This is a genomic window from Pseudophaeobacter profundi (assembly GCF_029697505.1).
GTDB classification, from domain to species: Bacteria; Pseudomonadota; Alphaproteobacteria; order Rhodobacterales; family Rhodobacteraceae; genus Pseudophaeobacter; species Pseudophaeobacter profundi.
In genome coordinates this window covers 297,104-318,253 of record NZ_JARJEF010000003.1, presented here as the reverse complement: position 1 = coordinate 318,253, position 21,150 = coordinate 297,104, and the positions used below count along the sequence as shown (strand labels likewise).

21 protein-coding genes are annotated in these 21,150 nt (G+C 58.8%); 5 read left to right on the top strand and 16 right to left on the bottom strand.

What is annotated here, in order from left to right; translation table 11 throughout:
- Window positions 1-406: 406 nt before the first annotated feature.
- The 7 genes from infB to pip form a co-directional block, all read right to left on the bottom strand.
- Window positions 407-2,908, bottom strand: coding sequence for a translation initiation factor IF-2 (gene infB, locus P2081_RS07470; RefSeq protein ID WP_278922241.1), 2,502 nt, complete (start codon window positions 2,906-2,908; stop codon window positions 407-409).
- A gap of 8 nt (window positions 2,909-2,916) precedes the next feature.
- The gene (locus P2081_RS07465) at window positions 2,917-3,537 is read right to left on the bottom strand and encodes an RNA-binding protein (RefSeq protein ID WP_278922240.1); all 621 of its coding nucleotides are present in this window, start codon (window positions 3,535-3,537) and stop codon (window positions 2,917-2,919) included.
- Between the two features lie 29 nt (window positions 3,538-3,566).
- Window positions 3,567-5,192: a transcription termination factor NusA gene (gene nusA, locus P2081_RS07460; protein ID WP_278922239.1), complete on the bottom strand. Its 1,626-nt coding sequence runs from the start codon at window positions 5,190-5,192 to the stop codon at window positions 3,567-3,569.
- Window positions 5,192-5,782, bottom strand: coding sequence for a ribosome maturation factor RimP (gene rimP / locus P2081_RS07455; RefSeq protein WP_278922238.1), 591 nt, complete (start codon window positions 5,780-5,782; stop codon window positions 5,192-5,194). Before rimP ends, nusA begins: the two co-directional genes overlap by 1 nt.
- A gap of 209 nt (window positions 5,783-5,991) precedes the next feature.
- A complete protein-coding gene (locus tag P2081_RS07450) occupies window positions 5,992-6,147 on the bottom strand; it encodes a YegP family protein (RefSeq protein ID WP_278922355.1) in 156 nt (51 codons plus the stop codon).
- Window positions 6,148-6,418: 271 nt separating this feature from the next.
- The gene (locus P2081_RS07445) at window positions 6,419-7,264 is read right to left on the bottom strand and encodes an ABC transporter substrate-binding protein (RefSeq protein WP_278922237.1); all 846 of its coding nucleotides are present in this window, start codon (window positions 7,262-7,264) and stop codon (window positions 6,419-6,421) included.
- Entirely contained in the window at window positions 7,261-8,241 is a 981-nt protein-coding gene (gene pip, locus P2081_RS07440) for a prolyl aminopeptidase (protein WP_278922236.1), read from the bottom strand. The genes P2081_RS07445 and pip overlap by 4 nt, the downstream gene beginning before the upstream one ends.
- Before the next feature lie 50 nt (window positions 8,242-8,291).
- Between pip and ubiG the strand changes: the two genes are divergently transcribed.
- Window positions 8,292-9,038 (top strand): bifunctional 2-polyprenyl-6-hydroxyphenol methylase/3-demethylubiquinol 3-O-methyltransferase UbiG, encoded by a 747-nt coding sequence (gene ubiG / locus P2081_RS07435; protein ID WP_278922235.1) that lies wholly within the window; start codon window positions 8,292-8,294, stop codon window positions 9,036-9,038.
- A 367-nt stretch (window positions 9,039-9,405) separates the two neighbouring features.
- Here the strand turns inward: ubiG and P2081_RS07430 are convergent, their stop codons facing one another.
- From P2081_RS07430 to P2081_RS07415, 4 genes are all read right to left on the bottom strand, one after another.
- Window positions 9,406-9,846, bottom strand: a complete 441-nt coding sequence (locus P2081_RS07430) for a MarR family winged helix-turn-helix transcriptional regulator (RefSeq protein ID WP_278922234.1) — start codon at window positions 9,844-9,846, stop codon at window positions 9,406-9,408.
- Complete coding sequence (locus P2081_RS07425) at window positions 9,846-10,679, bottom strand: carbon-nitrogen hydrolase family protein (protein ID WP_278922233.1); 834 nt, start codon at window positions 10,677-10,679, stop codon at window positions 9,846-9,848. Before P2081_RS07425 ends, P2081_RS07430 begins: the two co-directional genes overlap by 1 nt.
- A 30-nt stretch (window positions 10,680-10,709) precedes the next feature.
- Complete coding sequence (gene grxC / locus P2081_RS07420) at window positions 10,710-10,961, bottom strand: glutaredoxin 3 (protein WP_417700101.1); 252 nt, start codon at window positions 10,959-10,961, stop codon at window positions 10,710-10,712.
- Between the two features lie 86 nt (window positions 10,962-11,047).
- Complete coding sequence (locus tag P2081_RS07415) at window positions 11,048-11,776, bottom strand: ComF family protein (protein WP_278922231.1); 729 nt, start codon at window positions 11,774-11,776, stop codon at window positions 11,048-11,050.
- Window positions 11,777-11,789: 13 nt separating this feature from the next.
- Here P2081_RS07415 and P2081_RS07410 point away from each other — a divergent pair, with 13 nt between their 5' ends.
- The 3 genes from P2081_RS07410 to P2081_RS07400 all read left to right on the top strand — a co-directional run bounded on the left by P2081_RS07410 (window position 11,790) and on the right by P2081_RS07400 (window position 16,927).
- Window positions 11,790-12,620: a methyltransferase domain-containing protein gene (locus P2081_RS07410; RefSeq protein WP_278922230.1), complete on the top strand. Its 831-nt coding sequence runs from the start codon at window positions 11,790-11,792 to the stop codon at window positions 12,618-12,620.
- 165 nt (window positions 12,621-12,785) lie between these two features.
- On the top strand, window positions 12,786-13,847 hold the full coding sequence (gene hemH, locus P2081_RS07405; RefSeq protein ID WP_278922229.1) for a ferrochelatase: 1,062 nt from the start codon (window positions 12,786-12,788) through the stop codon (window positions 13,845-13,847).
- A 71-nt stretch (window positions 13,848-13,918) separates the two neighbouring features.
- Window positions 13,919-16,927, top strand: a complete 3,009-nt coding sequence (locus P2081_RS07400) for an aminotransferase class III-fold pyridoxal phosphate-dependent enzyme (RefSeq protein ID WP_278922228.1) — start codon at window positions 13,919-13,921, stop codon at window positions 16,925-16,927.
- A gap of 167 nt (window positions 16,928-17,094) precedes the next feature.
- Here P2081_RS07400 and P2081_RS07395 read toward each other — a convergent pair whose 3' ends face one another.
- Window positions 17,095-17,277: a hypothetical protein gene (locus P2081_RS07395; protein WP_232401332.1), complete on the bottom strand. Its 183-nt coding sequence runs from the start codon at window positions 17,275-17,277 to the stop codon at window positions 17,095-17,097.
- A gap of 135 nt (window positions 17,278-17,412) precedes the next feature.
- A complete protein-coding gene (locus P2081_RS07390; protein ID WP_278922227.1) occupies window positions 17,413-18,033 on the bottom strand; it encodes a L,D-transpeptidase in 621 nt (206 codons plus the stop codon).
- A gap of 166 nt (window positions 18,034-18,199) precedes the next feature.
- On the opposite strand from P2081_RS07390, the gene dalA reads away from it, so the two are divergent.
- Window positions 18,200-18,691: a divisome-associated lipoprotein DalA gene (gene dalA, locus P2081_RS07385; protein WP_278922226.1), complete on the top strand. Its 492-nt coding sequence runs from the start codon at window positions 18,200-18,202 to the stop codon at window positions 18,689-18,691.
- Window positions 18,692-18,967: 276 nt separating this feature from the next.
- On the opposite strand, the gene P2081_RS07380 is transcribed toward dalA, so the two are convergent.
- The 3 genes from P2081_RS07380 to P2081_RS07370 all read right to left on the bottom strand — a co-directional run bounded on the left by P2081_RS07380 (window position 18,968) and on the right by P2081_RS07370 (window position 21,111).
- Entirely contained in the window at window positions 18,968-19,420 is a 453-nt protein-coding gene (locus P2081_RS07380) for a GNAT family N-acetyltransferase (protein WP_278922225.1), read from the bottom strand.
- A 245-nt stretch (window positions 19,421-19,665) separates the two neighbouring features.
- A complete protein-coding gene (locus P2081_RS07375) occupies window positions 19,666-20,190 on the bottom strand; it encodes a L,D-transpeptidase family protein (protein WP_278922224.1) in 525 nt (174 codons plus the stop codon).
- 81 nt (window positions 20,191-20,271) lie between these two features.
- On the bottom strand, window positions 20,272-21,111 hold the full coding sequence (locus P2081_RS07370) for an ion transporter (protein WP_278922223.1): 840 nt from the start codon (window positions 21,109-21,111) through the stop codon (window positions 20,272-20,274).
- Window positions 21,112-21,150: the final 39 nt, after the last annotated feature.

Here is a 21,150-nt window from a genome sequence, read left to right as displayed (position 1 = left end):
TGCGGGGTCTTTGCAAGGGATCTGCGGAGCGGCCATACAGGCAATACCTATCTACGCAGCCCGCTGCGGAGCGCATATAAAGGTCCCCAAGGTCCGCCCGCGCTCTACCATATTTCAAGACCACCACTCACTCGCAGAACCGGGGCGGCCAATCTGGCCGCCCCAAGCGTGCTCGCCGCGCAGCCCTAAGCGTGCTCGCCGCGCAACAGCGCCGCTGGAGCGGGCAGAAACGCATACGCGCCCCCAGACGCAGCAAAGGCCCCCCAACCATCAATGGATCGCCAAACACATCTGCCAGGGCGCTGCATGTGCAAAAGCCCCGGCATTTCTGCCGGGGCTTCTTGATTTCAGATCCAGACGCTTGCCCAAAATCAGGCGGGCTGTAGATCGATATTTCAGGATCAGATCAATCCAGGCTACGTTCAACTTCCTGGCGTTCAAAGATCTCGATGACGTCGCCTGCGCGCACATCTTCGTAGTTTTCAAAGGCCATGCCGCATTCCTGACCGGACTGCACTTCGGCAACCTCGTCCTTGAAACGCTTCAGGGTCTTCAGCGTACCTTCGTGGATAACCACGTTGTCACGCAGCAGGCGCACACCAGCGGACCGGCGGGCAACACCTTCGGTAACCAGACAGCCTGCAACCTTGCCAACGTTAGACACCTTGAAGACATCCTTGATCTGCGCGTAGCCGATAAAGGTTTCTTTGATCTCGGCGCTGAGCAGACCGGAAGCGGCCTTTTTCACATCGTCGACCAGATCGTAGATCACCGAATAATACCGGATCTCGACGCCCTTTTGGTTGGCCGTGTTCCGGGCCGAGGTATTGGCCCGGACGTTAAAGCCCATGACCGGTGCGCCGGAGGCTTCGGCCAGGCCGATATCGGTTTCGGTGATGGCGCCCACACCAGAGTGCAGCACCCGGACGCGGACTTCATCGTTGCCGATTTTTTCCATCGCCTGAACGATGGCTTCGGCAGAGCCCTGCACGTCAGCTTTGACCAGGATCGGCAGCTCAGAGACGGTTTCGTCATCTTTCGCCTTCTGCATCAGCTGTTCCAGGGTTGTCGCAGCGCCGGCAGCGGCGCGCTTATCCTTGGCAGCCTGAGCACGATATTCAGCAATCTCGCGCGCCTGGGCTTCGGTTTCTGTCACGTTCAGAACGTCGCCCGCTTCAGGTGTGCCGTTCAGGCCAAGGACCTCAACAGGGACCGAAGGGCCGGCTTCTTGCACGCGCTCGCCCTTGTCGTTGATCAGCGCACGGACCTTACCGTATTGCTCACCGACAACAAAGATATCGCCCTGACGCAGGGTGCCGTTCTGAACCAGAACAGTGGCGACGGGGCCACGGCCCACATCCAGCTGCGCTTCGATCACGGCGCCCTGGGCAGCACGATTCGGGTTGGCCTTCAGTTCCAGGATTTCAGACTGCAGTGCAATGGCTTCCAGCAGTTGGTCCAGACCCTGGCCAGTATGGGCCGAAACCTCGACGTCCTGCACGTCGCCAGACATCGCTTCGACGATGACTTCATGCTGCAGCAGATCGGTGCGGACCTTCATGGGGTCAGCAGCCGGTTTGTCGCATTTGTTGATCGCCACGATCATCGGAACCTCGGCCGCCTTGGCATGCGCGATGGCTTCAACGGTCTGCGGCATCACCGCGTCATCCGCCGCGACAACCAGAACCACGATATCCGTGACCTGTGCACCGCGCGAACGCATCGAGGTAAAGGCTGCGTGGCCAGGGGTGTCGAGGAAGCTCAGCACCGCGCCACTTTCGGTGGTGACCTGATAGGCCCCGATGTGCTGGGTAATACCGCCGGCTTCACCGGCCACAACGCGGGCGTTGCGGATGGCATCCAGGATCGATGTCTTACCGTGGTCGACGTGGCCCATGATGGTGATGACAGGTGGGCGTGGCTGCAAGTCTTCAGCCTTGTCTTGCACTTCGTTGATCACATCTTCGACGTCAGACGCCGAGACACGCACCACTTTGTGGCCGAATTCTTCGATGATCAGTTCCGCAGTATCAGCATCAATGGTCTGATTCTGTGTCACCATCATGCCCATGTTCATCAGCGATTTGACAACCGCGCCAACACGTTCGGACATCCGATTTGCCAGCTCGGAAACCATGATGGCTTCGGGCAGCTGCACTTCGCGCAGAACCTTTTCGCGCTCGACCGTGCCCATGGCTTTTTGCCGGGCGCGCTCTTGCTTGCGCTTCATCGAAGCCATGGAGCGGTGACGGTTGCCCGCGCCGCCGGTGGCCTGACCCAGTGTCAGCTTGCCGGAACGACGGCTGTCATCTCCGGTCCGCCCCTTGTTGCTGCGACCACGCTCTTCGCGTTCACGATCAGATTTTCGCGGGGTCTGGGCAGGTGCCGGTTTGGAAGCGGGCGCACGGGGGGCCGCAGCTTCGGAAGGGGCCGCAGCAGCCTTGCTACTGGCAGCGGGCTCGGCAGAGCGCTTGGCTGCCTCTGCGGCTTCAAGCTTCTTGCGCTCTTCCTCTTCGGCCTTTTGACGGGCGCGCTCTTCGGCTTCGCGCTGTTCGCGTTCCTTGGCCTCGGCCTCGGCCCGGCGACGGGCGCGGTCTTCTTCGCGGGCTTTCTCTTCAGCGGCACGATTGGCCGCGTCTTCGACTTCACGCGCCTTGGCAGCCTGCAACGCCTTCAGGCGGCGGCTCATCTCTGCATCGGTAATACCAGCGGGCCGACGGGATCCGTCGGTTGCAGGCGCGGCATTGCCGCCCTTGTTGCCACCCGGCTTTGGCACCACAACGCGCTTGCGCTTGGTTTCCACCACGACATTCTTGGTCCGCCCGTGGCTAAAGCTCTGTTTTACATTCCCAGGCCGGGAACCGCCGCCACGCAGACCCAAGGTCTTTTTGCCGTCACTATCGCTCATAAAGCTCTTTATCCTTCTGTGCGGCCGTTGCCGCCCACCATTTCGCGCAAACCCTGCAATCGTTGCGCCTCGTCTACAACACGTTTGCTGAGTCCACCAGAGGCGAGCGCCGCATGTATCACAGTTTGGCGCCCAAATGCCATCCCCAGCTCGTCAGCCGTCAGGCACCCGATGAATTTTCCCCGATGCGGGGTACTCAATTTTGATTTGCCACGCCCTGATCCATCACTTGCTTGAATCAGGACCGTGGCTTGTTCTTTACCCAGCCAATCCTTGACTTTTTCATAGCCACCAACGGCCTGGCCCGATTTTCGCGCCAGGCTCAGCAGGTCCACCAGGCGGCGCAGTGTCTGCCGCTCCACCTCATCGGGCAAATCCTCCGGCAGAGTCACCGGCGCTTTGAAACCACGGGCAAAGAGTTTTTTCTTTACCGCCAACTCCAGCGCTTCGCGGCTGGCTGTCACATAAACCCCACGCCCCGGCAATTTGCCAAAGATATCGGGCACAACCTGCGACTCAGGCCCCATCACAAAGCGGAGCAGGCCCTGCTTGGGCTCTGACTCGCCGGTCGCAATACATTTGCGTTCCGGCCCATCTTCGTGATTTTTGCTGGCGCCTGCGCGACCCATATCGTTCTCTCCTGTCCGAAACCCGAGGCTTACGCCTCGGCTTCCTCTGCATCATCTTCAATGCTGTCTTCAGCATCATCGCTATTGCCAAGCAGATCATCAGGATCCACCCAGCCCAGCATGACCCGTGCGGTCATCACCAAGTTCTGTGCCTCTTCCAGGCTCATGCCAAAGGGCTCCAGAATGCCGTCGTCCTTGATCCGCTCGCCGTTGTCATTGGTCCAGCCACCGGCCAGTTCCCAATCTGCACAGGTTGCAAAATCTTCCAGCGTCTTGATGTCGTCCTTGGCCAGGGCCTCGATCATCGGCGGGGTCAGACCTTCAAACAAGATCAGGCTGTCCTCGGCGCCCAGCGCGCGGGCGGCATCAATCGCGGCCTTTGCCTTGGCTTCCAGATGGTCGCGGGCACGGGCCTGCAATTCAGAGGCCGTGGCCTCATCCACACCATCAATCACCAAGAGCTCGTCGAGCTCGACATAGGCGACCTCTTCAAGGTTGGTAAAGCCTTCGGAAACCAGCAACTGGGCAAAGAATTCGTCCAGATCCAGCGTTTCCATGAAGAGACCGGTGCGCGCTTCGAATTCCTTCTGGCGGCGGGCCGATTCTTCTTCTTCGGTCATGATGTCGATATCAAGCCCGGTCAGCTGCGAGGCCAGGCGCACGTTCTGACCACGGCGACCAATCGCCAGGCTCAGCTGCTCTTCCGGCACGACAACTTCGATCTTGCCGGCTTCTTCGTCCAGAACAACCTTGGACACTTCGGCGGGCTGCAGCGCGTTCACCAGGAAGGTGGGCTGATCATCGTTCCATGGAATGATGTCGATCTTTTCGCCCTGCAATTCGTTCACAACAGCCTGAACCCGGCTGCCGCGCATACCGACGCAGGCACCAACCGGATCAATCGAGCCGTCGTTGGAGATCACGGCAATCTTGGCGCGCGAACCGGGGTCGCGGGCAACCGCCTTGATCTGGATAATGCCGTCATAGATTTCGGGCACTTCCATTTTGAACAGTTCGGCCATGAATTCTGGCGCGGTCCGGCTCAGGAAGATCTGCGGGCCACGGGGCTCGCGGCGCACGTCCTTGATGTAGCAGCGGATACGGTCATTGGGGCGATAGCTTTCGCGGCCAATTTTTTCATTGCGACGCAGGATGCCTTCGCCCGCACCCACATCAACAATGACATTGCCGTATTCTTCGCGTTTGACCAGCGCGTTGATGATGGTGCCCGCGCGATCCTTGAACTCTTCGTACTGGCGGTCCCGTTCTGCTTCGCGCACCCGCTGCAGAATAACCTGCTTGGCCGATTGCGCCGCGATACGGCCCATTTCCACTGGCGGGACCTCTTCGACAAAAGTGTCCCCGACCTTGGGGTCTGCCATATATTGCTTGGCCTGCTCGACGGTGAATTCAGCCTGGTAGTTTTCCAGCGCGTCATCCTCGACGACCGAGCGCACACGGGTAAAGGTCGCCTTGCCGGTCTTGCGGTCGATCGACACGCGGATGTCCATCTCGCTGCCATAGCGGCTCTTGGCGGCGCGGGCGAGGCTTTCTTCCATCGCGTCAACCACCAGACCGGGGTCGATCATCTTTTCGCGTGCCACAGCTTCGGCAGTTTGCAACAGCTCTAGCTGGTTTGCAGAGGTGATAGCCATTACTTAGTCTCCCCTTCGGGCTCTTCGGCCTCGATCTCGTCAAATGCGTCTTCGTTCAAGGTGCCGGCCGCTTTGCGCTGACGCAGCATTTCCGTGATCAGATCATCGGTCAAAACCAGCTTGGCATCGGACAGCCAGTCAAATTTCAGACCAATGGTAACGGTTTGGCCCTGATCGTCGATATTGATCAGAACTTCATCATCTTCGGTGCCGGCCAGCTCACCCTTGAAGCGGCGACGGCCCCCGACCAGCTCATCTGTTTCCAGCTTGGCCTCGTAGCCTTCGAACATATCAAAGTCCTTCAGCCGGGTCAGCGGCCTGTCGATACCGGGGCTTGATACCTCCAAAGTATAAGCATCCAGAATCGGGTCTTCAACATCCAGCGAGGCGCTGACTGCGGTGGAAATCGCCGCGCAATCATCCACCTCGATGCCGCCGTCTGGCTTGTCGGCCATGATCTGCAGCGTGGTGGTTTTGCCGGACATCAGGCGAATACGAACCAACTCATAGCCAAGATCCTCGATCACAGGGATAAGGATTTCGGCCAATCGGCGGTCAATCGCAGCTTTGGCAATAAGGTCGTTGGTCATTTGACTTCCCACAATCGGGTTGGCCACAATCGGGTTGGGCATTGGATTTAGCGTCCCATCAGGACACAAAAAAACGGGCGCGCGGCCCGTTGACTAATCCGGTGGTGTCTTGAACCAGAGCTCAACACGCCGCTGTTGAATTGCCATATACGCCCCTTGTTCCGAATCTGCAAGGGGTGGAGAGTATTGTTCTCCACCCCCCACTCAGTTTACTCAGTTACAGGAGCATTTCCTGACGCCTTCATGATGTCGATTCCTCGACGGCAATCAGACTTGTTATGATAGCCCTCACTTGAAACCGAGATAATGTTTCCATTTGCGGCAACATAGCGCCAGCGCCACTCGCCTGCGGCGTCATTGTACATTTTGTACATTGCTGATCCCCTTTTGATGTCAGCATTCAATTTTGCCGATTAGCACTTGACGGAGTCCATCCATCGTGAGAATCTCACGGTGTCAGATACAGACATCCGTCGCCAACCGACGGTTTAAAGGTGCTCACGCGGGTCGAATCGGTGAGTACCTTTTTATATTTACCGCTAACTTTCCCTTACGTCGAGTCCAGCGACACACTATTTGGTGGGTGATATTTTTTCTTTGCACTACAATTAGTGGTTAAGCCAAGCGTAAAGCACTCTAAGTTCGCCACCAGCGCTCGGCGATACGGCCATCGTCCAGGGCGGATTGCTGCCCCACCACGCGGGGAATGCCCACATCCGATCGGGTCGCCAAGGCCATATCCTCGGCTGAGGGGTGATAAAGAAAGCCACCGCGTTTCAACAGCTCGGCTGGCTGCGGCAGGGCCGCCACATCGACAAAGCCATCACGCAGGGCCTCAGCCCGGACAGCGGCATCGGGAATGACAATCACCTCCAGGCTGTCGACCCACCCATCCTGACCGTCCTTATAGTGACCCGCCACCTTGGTGGCGCGAAAGTGCCGCCCCTCCTGGGCGCGGTCCACCTGATAGCAGCCGGTACCGATCAGCTGTGCCAGCGGCAGATCAACTGCACCCTGCGGCGCAATTGCATAGCCCGCCCCCGCCAGCAGATAGGGCAGATGCGGATTGGGATGGGACAGGTGGAATTCAACCTGATGCGCCCCCAGTGCAACCATCGACAGCTGTTCAACACCCGGCACGACCAGATTCACCAGCGAGGCCACAACATCTGCTGCCTGCAAGGGGCTGCCATCATGGAAGACAACATCCTGGCGCAAATCAAACTGCCAGATGCGGGCGTCCGAACGGCTGTGCCAGCTGCTTGCCAGTTCGGCCCGCAACAGGCCATCCGGGGCAATTTCGGTCAGACAGTCCAGCACCGCACCGCGCGCCACCAGATCCAACAGCCCACCATCGCGCGGCAGCGCCAGACGCAAGGTGCCACCGGGCCGCGGTGAAGCAGCCAAAGAGGTTCCTGTCGCGGCCAGCAGGGCTGCGGCAGCACCAGAGGTAAACAGCGCGCGGCGGTCGATACGGGTCAAGGCAACAGTTCCTTGGCAATACGGTCCATGGCCAGCACCAGCTCTGCACTGATTCCCGGCTCTGACAAAGCATGCCCCGCATTGCGCACCATGATCAATTCGGCATTTGGCCACAGCTCTGACAGTTTCCAGGCGGATGCGGGCGGGCAGATCATATCATAGCGCCCCTGCACGATCACGCCCGGAATATGTGAAATCCGGCCGACATTGGCCAGGATCTGCCCGTCAAAATCGAGAAAGCCACCATGGGTGAAATAATGGTTCTCCAGTCGGGCAAAAGCGCGGGCATAATCGCCGGGCCCCTCGACAGAGGTGCCATTGGAATGGATCGAGGCCAGGGCATTTTCCCAGGCGGACCAGCTGCGGCCCAGCCGGGTTTCTTCCGCCCTGTCGCCCGAAAACAGCCGGGCATTATAGGCGGCGATCATATCGTCGCGCTCTGACTGCGGGATCGGAGCGACAAATTTGGCCCAGGGCTCCGGCCAGAACCGCCCAGCGCCGCCACCGTAAAACCAATCAAGTTCGCCTTTGGTCATCAAGAAGACACCGCGCAGCACGATCTGCATCACCCGCTCCGGGTGGGTCTGGGCATAGATCAGTGACAGGGTTGCCCCCCAGCTGCCGCCAAAAACCACCCACGTCTCTATCTCTAACTGGCGGCGAATGAGTTCCATGTCGGCGACCAGATGCCAGGTGGTATTATCTTCACAAGAAGCATGCGGCTGTGAACGGCCACAGCCACGTTGGTCAAACAGGATGACGCGATAGATCTTGGGGTCAAAATAGCGCCGCATTGCCGGGCTGCTGCCGCCCCCTGGCCCACCGTGACAAACCACCACAGGGATGCCACGTGGATTGCCAGATTGCTCAACATATATCTTGTGTCCCTGCCCCACCTCGATCATTCGCTGATCGAAACTGTCAAGCGGGGGGTAAAGATAGTGCACAGCGCGCTTTTGATCCGTGTATTTGTCCATTACTGACCTAGATGACATCATAGGCTACAAAAGAACATACGGAGACAGGAATGCAAGCGCCTCAATCCACGGTCGACCCGGCAGAAATCGCAAAATTCGAGGCCATGGCCGCTGAATGGTGGGATCCCAATGGCAAATTCAAGCCATTGCACATGCTGAACCCCTGCCGTCTGGACTATATCACCAGCCAGATCGCCGCCGAGTTCGATCGGGATCTGACCCAACCAGAGCCTTTTGCTGGGCTGCGCTTACTGGATATCGGCTGCGGTGGCGGGCTGTTGTGTGAACCCATGGCACGGCTTGGCGCCAAAGTCACCGGCGCCGATGCCGCCGCTGGCAACCTGCCGGTGGCGCGGCTTCATGCCGAACAGACCGGGCTGCAGATCGATTACCGCCATACCACCGCCGAAGACATGGCCGCGGCTGGCGAACAGTTCGACGTGGTGCTGAACATGGAGGTGGTGGAACATGTCGCCGATCCGCTCAGCTATCTGACTGCGACGCAACAGCTGTTGAAACCGGGCGGGCTGGAAATCTGCTCCACCATCAATCGCAACCCCAAAAGCTATGCCATGGCAATCTTTGGTGCCGAGGTGGTGATGCGCTGGCTGCCGCGCGGCACCCATGAATGGCATAAATTCATCACCCCCGATGAATTGGCAGAGCTGTTGCAGCAGGCCGGGCTGACCCCGGTAGATCGCAAGGGGTTTGTCTTTAACCCGCTTAGCTGGAACTGGTCGATTTCCGACCGTGATCTTTCGGTCAATTACGTAACCGCCAGCATCAAAAAGGCGTAGTCTGCGCTGGGTTTTGCCTATCTCTTCTGATGCGATGCAGCTCGAGTTGCCCCTCCTATCCTTTTGTATAGGAGGCCTGCACCTTTGCGGCCTTGGGCTTGGGGGGCAAAGCCTATAGGGCCATTTCAAATAAGGCTTTTGCGCCTGTCTTCACGCCAGTGATCACAGGCCGCAACACACCTTTTTGAGACCCCGCCCAGGGCTTGGCCCTGGTTCTGCCACCACTCACACCTCGACAGGGGGCTCAAACGCAACAAGGGATGCCTGATCGCAGGCATCCCTTGCTTTTTACTACCGAACTATTTCCGATTTCTTGCGGCACAGTCGCAAGGCCCAGAGGCCGGTTGCGTCGCTTCAGCGGGCCGCGTCAGGCGTTGGATTCCAGCTTTACCCGCAGTTCACGCAGAATTGGCAAGGTCGCCCGGACGCGTTCACCACCCAGATCGCTGACCACTTCAGAAATCAGCGGCACGATGCTGGCCAGCGCCGCATCACGGGCCTGTCGTCCAGCCGGGCTGATCGCCACCATCTTGCGCCGGGCATCATCCCAATCCGGGCGGATATGCACGTAGCCGGCAACTTCCAGTTTGTTCAGCGTATTGGTCATCGCGCCGCGCGTCACATGAAAGGCCTTGGCCAATTGCGCCGGGGATCGCTCAACCCCGGTACGTGTCAGGTGATTGAGCACGGAAAAATGTGACAGTTCCATCCCCTTTGGCAGGGCTTTGCCCAGACGGGCCCGCGCCAGCTGGTCCGCCATCAGGATCTCGCTGAACAGCGAAACCGCCAGGGAGTGGGTTTCTTCCATCACGGACTGTCAAACTCTCGGTCATGGGTCAGAGCGGGGATACGCCTGCGTGCTTGTGCCACTTTATCACGGTCAAGATCAACGTAGCTTATCCCCGGTTCGCGCCCTGCATCCGACAGGATTGCACCCCAGGGATCCACCACCAAAGAATGGCCATAGGTCTTGCGCTGCGCGCCCCGGCTGGTTTTGTGCAGACCCGTCTGGGCAGCGGCCAGAACATAGCAGCCGGTTTCGATAGCGCGGGCCTGTAGCAGGGCGTGCCAATGGGCCGCACCGGTCACGGGCGAAAAGGCTGCTGGCGCAATCAGGATCTCGGCCCCTGCCTTGGCCAGCGCCCGGTGCAGATGGGGAAAGCGCAGATCATAACAGATGGTCAGCCCCAGCGTGCCAAAAGGCGTCTTGGCGATCACCGCGCGATTGCCCGGCCGGTAGCCATCTGATTCGCGAAACGTTTCTTCCGGGGTGACCGCCACATCAAACATATGAATCTTGTCATAGCGTGCCACCACCTCGCCCTGCGGCGAGATCAGGAACTGGCGATTGGCAAAGCGGCCATTCGCATCGTCACCGGTCTTTACCCCGAAAGATCCCAGCGACAGCCAGATTCCATGCTTGGCGGCACAATCGCGCAGGGCGGCAAGGCTGGGGTCTTCGGCTTCCAGATGAAGCACTGACTGCTGATGCGTGCGGCTCAGCGAGACACAGTTGGAGACCTCTGGTGTCAACACAAACCCGGCGCCATTGGCCGCAGCCTCTCCAATCAGGCGCTGTAACAGGGCCAGGTTTTCTACCGGGCTATCGCTGGAGGTGATCTGCAACAGGGCAGCGCGCATCAAATATCCCTTCTGCTATTTGGGTTTACCTCAGACAGCAAGCAGGGCGTCCAGCTTGCCGGCCTGTTCCAGCGCGTACAGATCATCACAGCCGCCTACATGGGTGTCACCAATAAAGATCTGCGGCACGGTATAGCCGCCATTGGCCCGCGCGATCATCTCGGGTTTGCGCTCCGGATTGGTCAGCACATTGACCTCGGAAAATTCCACGCCCTTCTTGTTCAACAGGCGTTTGGCCGCGTGGCAAAATCCACAAAGCGGCGAGGTATAAATTTCAACCATAGTCTTCCAAGGCTCCATATCCGGTTGCTGAGTTTCTGAGGTATATGGGGGGATATTGCAATCTTTGCCAGTAGCTGCCCGGTAAATCACGCCCGTGTGACCCGCGCCAAAACCGCGACCCGCACCTCTGCGGCGCCCGCCCCCAGGCAGGCTTCGGCGCAGGCCGACAGCGTCGCCCCCGATGTCATCACATCATCAACCAGCAAAACCACCCGGCCCCTCAGGCTTTCGATCTGGCGCGGATGCACTGCTATGACATCTTGCATCACTGCAAATCGCTGCGCCCGCGTCTTGCCCTCTAGGCTGGGGGTCTGTTTTGTCCGCTTCAACAGGTCGGGCCGATAGGTCAGCCGCGCCTGACGCGCCAGTTTTTCTGCCAAAAGGGCCGATTGATTGTAGCGTCGTTTCAGCAAACGCGACCAATGCAACGGCACCGGGCAGATCAACGGATCACCGCACAGCAACGGCGCGGCCACCCGTTGCAGCCAGATTGCAGCAGGCGCGGCCAGCTCGGTGCGGTCGCCATGCTTCAGCGCCATCACCAGGCTGCGTGCCGTTTCCTTGTAGATCATGGCTGCCCGCCCCCGGCTCCAGGGTCGCGGTTGTTGCATGCAATCGTCACATTCCAGCCGGTGGTCATCTGCCTCACCGGGCAGCGGCAGGCCGCAGCCGTCGCAGGTGGTGCCACTGATGAAATGCGCCCCGACCCAGCAGGTGCCACACAGGCCGAAATCCTGTTCCACCAAATCGCCGCAGCCCAGGCATTTGGCGGGATAAACAAGTGAAACAGCAGTTTGAAACTGCGCGCGCAACATTTACATAGCTCCTATGACGCAAGCACCCAAATCACAGCCCGACCTGTTTGACCGCCAGACCCTGGCGACCCATCGCAGCCGCCACCAGCCTGCGGCGCTGTTTCTGCATGACCTTGCCCGCGACGAGGTCGAAGATCGCCTGAAACTGGTAAACAGAGTCTTCAAACACCCTTCGATTGTGACTCCTTTTTCGCAGGTTTGGCAGGATTCGTTTCCCAAGGCCAAAATCATCCCCGACGCGGATGTGCTGGATCTGCGTCCCGGCAGCCATGATCTGATCATCCACGCCATGGGGCTGCACTGGGCCAATGATCCGGTTGGCCAGCTTATCCAATGCCGCCGCGCCCTGACCGAAGACGGCTTGCTGCTGGCGATCATGCTGGGCGGGCGCACCCTGCACCAGCTGCGCAGCGCCCTAGCCGAGGCCGAAACACAGGTCTGTGGCGGGCTGTCGCCGCGTATTGCCCCCATGGGGGAGGTCCGCGATCTGGGTGGGCTGCTGCAACGGGCGGGATTTGCCCTGCCCGTGGCCGATGTGGTGCCGCTGACGGTCGAATACCGTGACAGCCTGCATCTGATGCGGGATCTGCGCGCCATGGGCGAAGGCAATGCGCTGAGCACGCGGCTGAAACAGACCAGCCCCAGGGCGCTCTTTTCCCGGACCGAAGCGATCTACCGAGAGCACTTTGCCACCAAGGACGACCGCCTGCCTGCCACCTTTGAGCTGGTCTGCCTGACCGGCTGGTCGCCCTCGGACAGCCAGCAGCAGCCCCTGCGCCCCGGATCCGCCAAGATGCGCCTGGCCGAAGCCCTGAAGGTGCCGGAAACAAAACTACCCGATTAGCGCCCTGGCGAGCGCCCCGCACTGTTCCATAAGAAAAACAAATGCCTGCGCCAATGTGATCCGATTGGCCTTTGGCCTCGTAACACTCTATCTTATGGCGAATTGTGACTTTCGCCATGGTTTCCATACGCAAAGCTTTGCCGCAGATACAGGACCACCACCCCCATGCTGGATTCTTCCCCCCCCGCCACCTGCCCCGCCCATGCACCAGCCGATCACCCCAAGATCAAGGGCGAGAAGGTCGGCGTTCTGCTGGCAAACCTCGGCACGCCGGACGATTATAGCTATTGGCCAATGCGCCGCTATCTGAGCGAATTCCTGTCGGACAAGCGGGTGATCGACTACCCCGCCTGGAAATGGCAGCCGCTGCTGCAGCTGATCATCCTCAGCAAGCGGCCGTTTTCATCCGGTGCGGCCTATAAATCCATCTGGAACCACGACAAGGGCGAAAGCCCGCTGATGACCATCACCAAGGATCAGACCGCCAAAATGAAATCGGTCATGTTCGAACGCTACGGCGATCAGGTCATGGTGGATTTCTGCATGCGCTACGGCAATCCGTCGACGCAGGAAAAGGTCCGCGCCATGGTTGCGGCAGGCTGCACCAAGATCCTGTTTATGCCGCTTTATCCGCAGTACGCAGGTGCCACATCAGGCACCGCCAACGATCAGTTTTTTCGCGCCCTGATGCAGGAAACCTGGCAGCCTGCGGCCCGCACCATCCCGGCCTATTTTGACGATCCCGCCTATATCGAGGCCCTGGCGCGTTCGGTCGAGGAGGCCTACGCAAAGGCCGACAAACGCCCCGACATTCTGGTGGTCTCCTACCACGGTATGCCAAAACGCTATCTGATGCAGGGCGACCCCTATCATTGCCAGTGTCAGAAAACCACGCGGCTGCTGCGTGAACGACTGGGCTGGGACGGGACTGAAATCACCACCACCTTTCAATCAGTCTTTGGCCCCGAAGAATGGCTCAAACCCTATACCGTCGATCACGTTGCCACCCTGGCCAAGGAGGGCAAGAAAAGCATCGCGGTAATGGCCCCGGCCTTTTCCGCCGATTGCATCGAAACCCTGGAAGAGATCAACGAAGAGATCAAAGAAAGCTTTGAAGAAGCTGGCGGCAAGGAGTTTCTGTATATTCCCTGCCTGAACGACGACGACGATCACATCGCTGCCCTTGCCGGCGTGATCGAGAATAATCTTAAAGGTTGGCTGGACTAATCTGTCTTCCCCTGTCCAAATAGGATCCAATATTGGATTGTCGTGACAGCGACAAACGGGGAGAGAAATAAATGAGTCTTGCGCATTGGGTCGATGCCCTGAAATCCCATTGGGGCATCACCGCCGAGCTAAGCCGGCTTGATGGGGAATATGACCTGAACTTCAAGGCCCAGGCCAGCAATGGCCGGGGCTATATCCTCAAGGCCATGCGCCCCGGCTGTGACAGCTGGCTGGTTGAAATGCAGGTGCAGGCCTTTCAGCATATTGCCAGCCGCGCCCCCGATCTGCCCTGCCCCAGGGTGATTGCCGCCAGCGACGGCGCGACCATGTGCCTGATCACCGATGAGACGGGCGCTGAACGGCTGTGCTGGATGCTCGAATGCCTGCCGGGCAAATGCTACGCCAGGACCAACCCCAAGCTGCCCCCCCTGATCCATGAGATCGGAGCAACACTTGGCGGTGCGGGCAAGGCGCTGGCCGATTTTCAGCACCCCGGACTGGCACGTGACTTCAAGTGGGATCTGATGCAGGCCGACTGGATAGGCTCTGAACTTGCCGCCATATCAGAGCCTGCACGGCAGAGCCTGATCCGCGACATAGACACAGAATTTTCCAAGTTAGAGCCTATTTTGGCGCAGTTACCCAAGCAGGCCATCCACAATGACGCCAATGATTATAACATCATGGTCGCGGGTGAGCTGACAGAGCCGCGCCAGGTCTCGGGCCTGATCGATCTGGGCGATATGTGCGCTGCGCCGCGGATCTGTGATCTGGCCATTGCCGCCGCCTATATCGTGCTGGACCAGGCCGACCCCGAAGCCGCGCTGGCCGCATTGGTGGCCGGATATCACGCGGCCTATCCGCTAACCCCGCAAGAGATTGATCTGATCTATCCGCTGCTGCGGGCGCGACTGGCGGTTTCGGTGGTGAATTCCACCCTGATGGCCCGCGAAAATCCCGATGATCCCTATGTGACCATCTCGCAGGCACCAGCCTGGCGCTTTCTTGAAAGCCATGATCTGAATCCCGCATTGGTTTCCGCCCGCCTGCGCGCTGCCTGTGGCCTGCCAGTTGTTGATGGTGCCGATCGGGTCATGGACTGGATCGCATCCGAACGCGGCAATTTTGCCCCACTGATGGGCGAAGATCTTGGCGCGGCACCAATGGGCGCGCTCTCGGTTGAACATTCGACCTGGCCGCAAAACCCCTTTGACATGCCCCTGAGCGAGGCTGCCCGTGTGGGCGAAGAATTTGAAGACGGCGGGCGCATCTGGCTGGGCTATTACCACGAACCCCGGCTGATCTATGCCGAACCCGCCTTTCGCAAAGGCCCCTACAAGGCCAGCAATCGGCGCACCGTGCATTTGGCGGTGGATGCCTTTGCCCCGGCGGGCACGCCGATGTTTGCGCCGCTGGCAGGCGAGGTCTTTGTGGTGGAAAACCGCACCGGGCATCTGGACTATGGCGGTGTCATAATCCTGCGCCACCAGACCCCGGCAGGGGATGCCTTCTATACGCTCTATGGCCACCTGGACCCGGAATGTTGCGACAGGCTGCAGCCCGGCGACCAAATCGACAAAGGCGCCGAATTCTGCCGCCTGGGCGATGCGACCCAGAATGGCGGCTGGGCGCCGCATGTGCATTTCCAACTGGCACTCACCACCAAGGGCATCGAGGCCGACTGGCCCGGTGTTGGCGACCCGGATGAAATGTACATGTGGCGGGCGATCTGTCCCAATCCTGCGGCGCTGTTGAACCTGCCGGATGAAAAATGCTGCTTTGCCCCGACGAGCAAGGATGACATCCGCCAGGGACGGCGGGATCACTTTGGCGGCAATCTCAGCCTGACCTACAGCGATCCGGTGATGCTGCTGCGCGGCTGGAAGCACCACCTGTTTGATGAATGGGGACGCCCCTATCTGGATGCCTATAACAACGTGCCCCACGTCGGCCATGCCCATCCGCGCATTCAGGCCGTCGCGGCAGATCAGCTCAAGCGGATGAATTCCAACACCCGCTATCTACACCCGGCCCAGACCGCCTTTGCCGACAAGATTCTGTCAAAGATGCCCGGTCATCTGGATGTCTGCTTCTTTGTCAATTCCGGCACCGAAGCAAACGAACTGGCGCTGCGACTGGCCCGCGCCCATACAGGCGCCAAGGGCATGGTGACACCGGATCACGGCTATCACGGCAATACCACCGGGGTGATTGATGTCTCGGCCTATAAATTCAACGCGCCGGGCGGGGTTGGCCCCTCGGACTGGGTTGAACTGGTCGCGGTGGCTGATGACTATCGTGGAGCGTTCCGCCGCGATGATCCGCAGCGGGCCCAGAAGTTTGCCGATCTGGTGGATCCCGCCATTGCCGCACTGCAAGCGCGGGGTCAGGGCATTGCCGGCTTCATCGCGGAAACCTTCCCCTCGGTTGGCGGCCAAATCATCCCGCCAAGGGGCTACCTGCCGGCCGTCTATGAAAAGATCCGCGCCGCTGGCGGCATTTGCATTGCCGATGAGGTCCAGACCGGACTGGGCCGTCTGGGCGACTATTACTTTGGCTTTGAACACCAGGGGGCCAGCCCCGATATCGTGGTGCTTGGCAAACCCATCGGCAATGGCCACCCCCTTGGTGTGCTGGTCACCAGTCGCGCCATCGCTGACAGTTTTGCCAATGGCCCAGAGTTCTTCTCCACCTTTGGCGGATCGACCCTGTCGTGCCGCATGGGCAAGGAAGTGCTGGATATTGTCGATGACGAGGCCCTGCAGGACAATGCCCGCCAACGCGGTGCGGCATTGATTGCAGGCCTAAAAGCGCTTGAACAGAGATACCAATCTGTCGGCGATATCCGCGGCATGGGGCTGTTTCTAGGGGTAGAGTTGATCAACCCGGACGGTTCCGAGGCCACGGCGCTGTGTTCCTACGTCAAGAACCGCATGCGCGACCACCGCATTCTGATCGGCAGCGAAGGACCCAAAGACAATATCCTGAAAATCCGCCCCCCGCTGACCATCGACGCCGAAGGGGTCGAGATGATCCTGGAGGTGCTGGACAGGGTTCTAGCCGAAGCAGAGCCGGGCTAAAGCGGCGCTTTGCACCCTGCTGCCTTATCAGACCTGCCCAGCGGGTTTGATAAGGTGGGCCAAGTCAATTCAAGTGCGGTCAATTCAAACGCGGTCAAATTACCGGCAGCCGCAAATAAAAAAGGCGGTGATAAATCACCGCCTTTTCTAAATCATATGCAGAGCAATTAGCTGCTTGCAACAGCTGCGCCAACCAGGACGAGCAGCAGCAGGGGCAGAATGATGCCGCTGGAAGAGCTGGTTGCAGCTTCTTCGATTACGACGGGCTCTACGATAGGCTCTGCCAGGTTGCCAGCAGTAGCGGTGGATGCAGCAGCGGTCAGAGCGGCTGCGAGTACAAGTTTGTTCATGTTAACCTCCAGAATTAGCGCAGACCCAATAGATCTACGCAACCAAGACTTACCTCGTGATTTTTTCTAACCAGTAAACCCTCAGAATTGCAATTGCTTGTTGCGCTTTTTCGCCCCTCTGACAGTGCGATGTGGTTAAATAAGCAACACTTGTGTGCCCACCTGTGTCAGGGCAAACAGCTCTGAGATGTGCTCGTTATAAAGCCCGATACAGCCGTTCGAGGATTTGCGGCCAATCTTGCGTGTGTCATGGGTTCCGTGGATGCGGTAGAACTTCCAGCTTAGATATAAAGCGTGTGTTCCCAGTGGGTTATCAGGTCCAGGTGGAATGTAAGACGGCCATTCTGGATTGCGCTTTAGCATATTTGGCGTTGGTGCCCAGCCGGGACCGTCCACTTTACGGATGATTGATGTTCGCCCCCGACGGGTCAGATCATCGGACAGCGGCACGGAAGAGGGGAAAAGCCGGTAGTTATTCCCATCTTCAGACCAGTAGTGCAAAGCGCGGCTATCGATATCGACGAGAATCGCCCCTTTGCGCAGGTGATCAAAGTAGGGCTGCCAGCGTTTTGCCCGAAAGGCCGAGATATTGCGCTTTACCGGCGGCTCTGGCTCGGGCGGCGGGCGCAGCGGGTCAAAGGCTTGATCATCCTCAGGTTCTGGCGCCACCTGAGACAGTGCAGGCGTGGCAATCATGGCAGCAGAGCCAGCAAGAAACTGCCGACGGGTGCCGCTAGCTAATAGTGTAGGTTTCATCTGAAATATATCCTGCGCGTATTCATCCGGGCTGGGTCATAGTATGGCCGGAATGCCTCAGTCGCAAATCAAACCATGTATTTTCCCTGCAGTTTTCTGCCGGCCTGTTTGCGCAACCGCCACAGGAAGGCTAAGTGCTGGTGCGAATGATAAAGTGAGAAGCAAGATGAAGCGCGTTTTTCTGATCTTGATGGCTGCCACCCTGACGCTGGCAGCGGCCTGTACGCCCACATCTGAAACCGGCAGCGGTGGCAAGGCCTACCGCATTCGCAACGCCGATAAGGTACAGTTGCGCATGCTTGATTCCGTCAATGCCCTGCGCCAGGCCTCGGGCGCGGCACAGGTGCAGCTGAACGCGCAGCTCAATGCTGCGGCGGCCACCCATTCACGCGATATGTCGGTACAAAACCGCCCCTGGCATTTTGGCTCTGACGGGTCCTCGCCTTTGGACCGGGTTGCACGTACCGGCTATAGCGGCACGGTACAGGGGGAAAATATCTCTGAAACATACGAGAACGAGCTACAAACCCTGACCGCCTGGATGGAAGAGCCAAGCACCCGTGCGGTGATTCTGGACCCGAAGGCGATCAACATGGGATTTTCCTGGTTTCAGGAAAACAACGGCAAGATCTGGTGGACCCTGGTGATGGCCAACTAAGCCAGTCCCGTGCATCTGCATTCACGGGACTTGTCCTCCCGGCTTGATTTCGCATGTTTTCAGACGCGCAAGAGCGGTACTTCTCTCGCGCGACATGCCCTGGTCTTGGCCTGACCAGCCGGTCATCCGCTAGCCAGATCGCGCCACGGCTAGCTGCGGAAGCTCCATAAGCATAATCTTCCAGAGGATGTCGGGGCTGCAGGCGAAACCGCCTTTCGTGCTTGGCTTTGGAACTGAACGGTGGCCGGGCAAGGCATCCCCTGCCCGACCGGTTTCTCAGCCCTTCAGTTGCAAAGCAGCGTTTGGGAACGGATAGCCAAAATCATCCACTTCACGCCGGGAAACCTGTTGGAATCCAAGCGACATGTAGAAGCCGAAAGCCTGTTGATTCGCGATGTAAACCTCAAGGGATAGCTCCCCTTTCTGGTCCAGCGCATGCGCAATGAGCCTGCGCCCAACGCCCATACCTTGCCTGTCTGGCGCAATGAATATCCCGCCGATATAACTGCCCAGCAAGCTGATAAAACCAAGAGCCTCGCCGTTATGGCAGGCAACCCAGGTCTCGGCTGTTGGCAAGTATTCTGTCTCGATCAGGCGACGTTGCTCGATAAGCCTTGGCACACCGATGAACGGATGTGCCTTCAGCGAGGCGGCAAACCAGATGCCCAACAGGTTTTCGACATCCGTCTCTCTATCGAAAGGACGGATCAATATGTTTTGAGTTTTCATGGAAACTCCGAAGAAGTCATACACAATGGTTCGGCTACTAAATGTGCCGAGCGATACCGCCAGATGCGGTGAAATCTAGACCTCTGTGCATAAATCTCCTTCTGTGATCGCCCCAAAGTAAATCGCAGGGCCGATGTTCGCAACCAAAACTGTCGGCTCCGCGCCGACAGTGTGCTCTGCAAACCCTTTGTTTTCCTTCAGATAGTCCGCCCAGTCCGCACTCTGGTCAGCGCGGTAGCGGATCACTAGGCCCGCAGGGCGATCGGGGTGCCATCGCGCACCATGGCGTAGATTTCCTCGATCTCTTCGTTGCGCACGGCAATACAGCCTGCCGTCCAGTCCGACACCCGCCCTGCGCGCTTGCGGGCCTTCCTGTCGTTTGGCTCACCATGGATGAAGATTTCCCCGCCCGGCGTTTTGCCAAGGGCTGCAGCACGGGCGCGATCTTCCGCATTGGGATAGGAAATCCCCAGCGACAGATGAAAGGCACTGTTCGGGTTGCGCCGGTCGATACGGTACACCCCTTCTGGCGTTTTGCCATCGCCTTCGACCCGTTTGGGGCCCTGCGGCGCAAAGCCGAGATCCATCTTGTAATCGCGCAGAACCTCCTGCCCATGCAGAAGATAGATTTTGCGCGCGCCCTTGTTGATCACAAGGCTGGTCACCTCTGGTCCGGTATAAGACTTAAACCGGCTGACCTGAGTTGGCCCGCCGCACCCTGCCACTGCCACACTCGCAACTGCGCTTAATCCGAATGCCCGTCTGTCCATGTGTCTTCCTGTCTGACCTGCCAATATCTGGGCTGTATCGCCCTTGTCAGCGCCATACCGCAAATTGAAGCAAAGTCAAAATCACAACTTGTTATCTTTTGGCTGATCCGCTGCCCGGGCTGAAACAACGCCTGAACCCGGCAGCGCGGACCGATCCGCGTTGACCATGTTTTCAATGGCTTTCAGCCGCTCCAGTACCTCGTCACGATAGGCATCGGTGCGCTCGCCCTCTTCGGCGGAATGTGCATCCTGCATCGAGTTGACGATCAGACCCACCAGCAGGTTCACCACCGCAAAGGTGGTCACCATGATAAATGGCACAAAGAAGGCCCAGGCATAGGGGTAGACCTCCATCACAGGCCGCACGATCCCCATCGACCAGCTTTCCAGCGTCATGATCTGGAATAGGGAATAGCCGGATTGCCCAAGACTGCCGAACCATTGTGGAAAGCTCGCGCCAAACAGCTTTGTTGCCATCACCGAGCCAATGTAGAAGATGATCGCCATCAGCAGAAACACCGACCCCATGCCCGGCAGCGCGGTGACAAAGCCTTCGACCACCCGGCGCAGGCTGGGGGCAACGGACACGACCCGCAAAACCCGCAGGATACGCAGCGCCCGCAAGACCGAAAACCCCTGCGCGCCTGGCACCAGGGCAATGCCCACGATGACAAAATCAAACAGGCTCCACCCGCTAAGGAAAAACCGCAGGCGGCGCACAAACAGTTTAATCAGGATCTCGACGATAAATATGCCAAGGCAGATCTTGTCGATAAGATGGACCATCTCGCCCATCCGCGCCATCACTGGCTCAGAGGTTTCCAGCCCAAGCGTCACCGCGTTGACCAGAATAACCGCCATGATGAAACGGGTAAATCGCGCGTCTTGCAAAAGCCCATCCAGGCGTTCGGTCACTGTCATCAGATTCTATCCAAGTTCGGTCTTGCAGGCGGCTGCGCA